This window comes from Streptomyces hydrogenans, assembly GCF_014656075.1.
GTDB lineage: Bacteria > Actinomycetota > Actinomycetes > Streptomycetales > Streptomycetaceae > Streptomyces > Streptomyces hydrogenans.
On record NZ_BNBS01000253.1, the window covers coordinates 1 to 3,888 of the forward strand.

Genomic DNA, 3,888 nt, shown 5'->3' on the forward strand with positions numbered 1-3,888 from the left:
GCTGCGCGGACGCCCATCCCGCCGCCGACGCGCTCGCCGTGCCCACCGACGTCACCGACGAGCGGGCCGTGGAGGCGCTGGCGGCCGCGGCGCTCGCGCGGCACGGGCGGATCGACGTCTGGGTGAACGTGGCGGGCGTCGGTGTCCTCGGCGCCGCCGACCGGGCGCCCTCGGAGGACGTCCGTCGGCTGTTCGACGTGAACGTGATGGGCGTGGTCCACGGGGCCCGCGCCGCGTTGCCCGTGATGCGCCGCCAGGGAGGCGGCGTCATCGTCGACGTCTCCTCCGTGCTCGGCGGGGTCGTCCGGGCGCCTTACTTGTCGGCGTACGCGATGTCGAAGGCCGCGCTGGTCACGTTCGACGACGTGCTCCGCCAGGAACTGGCCCTCGCCGGGGCCCGGGACATCCACGTGTGCAGCGTCCTGCCCGGCGGGGTGGACACGCCGTTCTTCCTCCACGCCGCCAACCACACCGGCCGCCGGGTGCGGGCGCTGCCCCCGCTCGTCCCTCCCGAGCGGATAGCGCGGGCCGTGGTCCGCGCCGCGCGGACCCACCCGCGCCGGGTGGTCGTCGGCGTCTCCTCGCAGCTGCTCGTCCGCGCGTACCGCCTGGCGCCCGGCCTCGTCCGGACGCTCATCGCGCGCGCGACCGAGCACCGCTACCTGTCGCCGCCCGACGGGACCCCCGTCACCAGCGGCATCCTCCACACGCCGTCCGGCGCCGGCGGCGAGGAGCGCGCCGCCGAGCGCGGCGGCGGGTGAACGGAACACCCCCTCACTAACCTCTGGGAGACCGTCATGGCTGTGCGCCACCAGCTCATCCGCAATCCCCCGGTCGAAGTGTGGTCAGTCCTGTCCGAGGGCGCGCTGTACGCACGCTGGGCGGTCGGCACCGACGAGTCGTGGAACGGGGACGGACGGTGGCCCGACGAAGGGTCGGAGATCGGGTACGCGCTGCGGTTCGGGCCGCTGGAGTACCAGGGCCGAACCGTCTCACGCGTCTACGAGCCGGGGCGCCGCTTCGAACTGGACTCGATGGCCGGCCGGTCGGGCAGCGCGAGGATCGCGATCACCGTCGAGCCGTGGGGCCAAGACGCGCTCGTGATCGTCGACGGACACCCCCTGAGGGGACCGGCGGGGCGCTGGCACAACGCGGTCCTGAACGTCGCCCTCCAGCTGCGCCACCGTGCCACGCCGGCCGAGCTCGTGGGGTCGGGGCCGGAGATGGACCCATCCGCGGACTCGGCGGAGTCATCGGGCGCGTCCGGTCGGCTGCGGTCCGGCCCCGAGAGGGGCGGCCCCCGTGTCGGCGCCTGACGCGGTGGTCGTGGGCGCCGGTCCCAACGGGCTCGTCGCCGCCAACGTCCTCGCGGACGCCGGCTGGCGGGTCGTCGTCCTGGAGGCGCAGGACGAGCCGGGCGGCGCGGTGCGCAGCGACCGGGGCGTCCACCCCGACTACGTGCACGACCTTTTCAGCGCGTTCTACCCGCTGGCGGCCGCCTCGCCGGTGCTCCGGGCCCTGCGGCTCGAGGACCAGGGGCTGCGCTGGGCGCACGCGCCGACGGTCGTCGCCCATCCGCTCTCCGACGGCCGCTGCGCGGTGCTCTCCCGTGACCCGCGGGAGACGGCCGCGTCCCTGGCGGGCTTCGCGGGGCCCGACGGGGATGCCTGGGAGCGGCTGTACGAGCAATGGGGCCGCCTCGGCGACGACCTGGTGGGATGTCTGTTCACGCCGTTCCCGCCGGTCCGGTCCGGGCTGCGGCTCGTCGCCCGCACCGGCCCCGCCGAGGCCCTGCGGCTGGCGCGGACCCTGCTGCTGCCGGCCCGGCGGTTCGGTGAGGAGCACTTCGTGGGCGAGGGCGGCAGGCTGCTGATCGCGGGCAACGCGCTGCACGCGGATCTCGGCCCGGAGTCCGCGCTCGGGGGCGGCTTCGGGTGGCTGATGTCGATGCTCGGCCAGGCGCACGGTTTCCCCGTGCCGGTCGGCGGGGCGGCCGCACTCACCCGGGCCCTGGTCCGGCGGCTCCAGGCGCGCGGCGGTGCGGTGCACTGCCGCCGTACGGTGAGTGAGGTCGTCGTACGGGGTGGCCGCGCGGTGGCGGTCCGCACCGAGGACGGCGGGGAGGTGCCCGCGCTGCGCGCCGTGTTCGCCGACGTGCCGGCGACCGTGCTGTACGGGCGGCTGGTGGCGTCCGAGCACCTGCCGGGGCGGCTGCTCGAGGACCTGCGGCGCTTCCACTGGGACCTCTCCACGGTCAAGATCGACTGGGCGCTGTCGCGTCCGATCCCGTGGACCGCCGAGGGCGCCGGGGGCGCCGGGACGGTCCACGTCACCGACTGCGTCGACGAGCTGACCCGGTTCGCCGCCCAGCTGGCGACGGGACGGGTCCCCGACGTGCCGTTCACGGTCCTCGGCCAGATGACGACCGCCGACGCGACGCGTTCCCCGGCGGGTACGGAATCTGCGTGGGGCTACACCCACGTGCCGCAGGAGATCCGGGGCGACGCGGGGGGCGACGGGCTGCGGGGGCGCTGGGACGAGCGGGAGAAGGCCGTCGTCGCCGCGCGCGTGGAGGCGGGCATCGAGCGCCTCGCCCCCGGTTTCCGGTCCTCGGTCCTGGACCGCCGGGTGCTGGCGCCGCCCGACCTGGAGCGGATGAACGCCGCGCTCGTCGGGGGCGCCGTCAACCAGGGCACCACGAGCCTGCACCAGCAGCTGGTCTTCCGCCCCGTGCCCGGCACGGGACGCCCGGGGACCCCGGTCCGGGGGCTCTACCTCGCCTCGGCGACCGCCCACCCGGGCGGTGGGGTCCACGGCGCTCCCGGGGCCAACGCCGCCTGCGCCGCCCTACGGATGCCGCGCCCGCCCCGGTCGACGCGGCGCCTCCGGCCCCGGCCGTTCCGCTGAACGACTCCGCGCATCCTCGGACCCGACCTCCCGGCACCTTCGCCATTCGCGGCAACCTTGCCCACTGGCGGTGAACAACCGGTGACCCGGCTGGCGCCGCAACCGCCTACGCTGAACCTCTCATTGATCGACTCCGCAGTCACGGACCCGACCACCCCAGCACGCTGATGACCCCATTCCGCTGGGCGATCCGCACCGGGCAAGCCGGCAACCCCACCGGCGCGGTGGACACGCTGCGGAAGCTCTCCGAGGAGGAGACCCGCGTCTACGGCAGCCGGGAGCATGACGAGGTCCAAGACACGCTCGCAGAGCTGGAGCGGTGGCAGGCGACCTTCGATGACGAGGCCAGTACATGAGTGACCAGCGGCAAGATCGGCGGTAAGGCAATAGCAGTGCGCATCCGCTGGTGGCCGGCGACTCTCAGTTCGGGGAGGGTTTCGTGCTCGTCGCCGCAGGCTGTCCTGCTTCGCCACGTCTCTCCCGCTCGCATGTCCAGTCGACGGTGCAGCCCCCTACGGCCGAGCCCGGCACTTTCGCAGAACCACAACCTCCGCCGGGCCCGCCTACCGGTCAAGCTCTCTGTTGAGTCCGACGGCCGGCACCAGATGACGAGCCACCTCAGCTCCTCCGGCGGCATGCTGGATCAGGTCGCAAGGGCGTCCAGAAAGGCTGTGGGAGCGGGCCGGAGGATGGTCGGGCAGGAAGCGGGCGGATGCCGGGCCGGCAGCACGGTGGCCCGAGGGGGGCGGTCGTTCGGGGGCGGTCGTCCGGTGGTTCGTGGTGGCGGGGCCGGTACGTCCCAGCACCGGCCCCGCCCCGGGCCGGACGCCGATCACTGGAGGTGAGCAGGTTCCCCCTGCTACGTCACGACGACCGGCCCGGCTGCTTCTGCGCCTACCCCGGCCCGGGCACTTCACCTCGCAGGCCTTGGCCATCTACGGAGCGACAGCAGGCAGCGAGAACGGTGGTGGCCCACCCCCT

At 74.6% G+C, this 3,888-nt stretch carries 4 protein-coding genes; all 4 read left to right on the forward strand.

What is annotated here, in order from left to right; translation table 11 throughout:
• Nucleotides 1-761, forward strand: a 761-nt coding sequence (locus IE321_RS40970) for an SDR family NAD(P)-dependent oxidoreductase (RefSeq protein ID WP_190226703.1), incomplete at its 5' end; no start/stop codon positions are given.
• Between the two features lie 36 nt (nucleotides 762-797).
• Nucleotides 798-1,316, forward strand: coding sequence for an SRPBCC family protein (locus tag IE321_RS40975; RefSeq protein ID WP_190226704.1), 519 nt, complete (start codon nucleotides 798-800; stop codon nucleotides 1,314-1,316).
• Nucleotides 1,303-2,907: a phytoene desaturase family protein gene (locus IE321_RS40980; RefSeq protein WP_190226705.1), complete on the forward strand. Its 1,605-nt coding sequence runs from the start codon at nucleotides 1,303-1,305 to the stop codon at nucleotides 2,905-2,907. Before IE321_RS40975 ends, IE321_RS40980 begins: the two co-directional genes overlap by 14 nt.
• Nucleotides 2,908-3,074: 167 nt before the next feature.
• Nucleotides 3,075-3,263, forward strand: a complete 189-nt coding sequence (locus tag IE321_RS40985) for a hypothetical protein (protein ID WP_190226706.1) — start codon at nucleotides 3,075-3,077, stop codon at nucleotides 3,261-3,263.
• Nucleotides 3,264-3,888 lie beyond the last annotated feature (625 nt).

Excerpts from the sequence above, each read along its gene's own strand:
- IE321_RS40985 (WP_190226706.1), top strand. The coding sequence starts at position 3,075 with ATGACCCCATTCCGCTGGGCGATCCGCACCGGGCAAGCCGGCAACCCC.
- IE321_RS40975 (WP_190226704.1), top strand. The coding sequence starts at position 798 with ATGGCTGTGCGCCACCAGCTCATCCGCAATCCCCCGGTCGAAGTGTGG.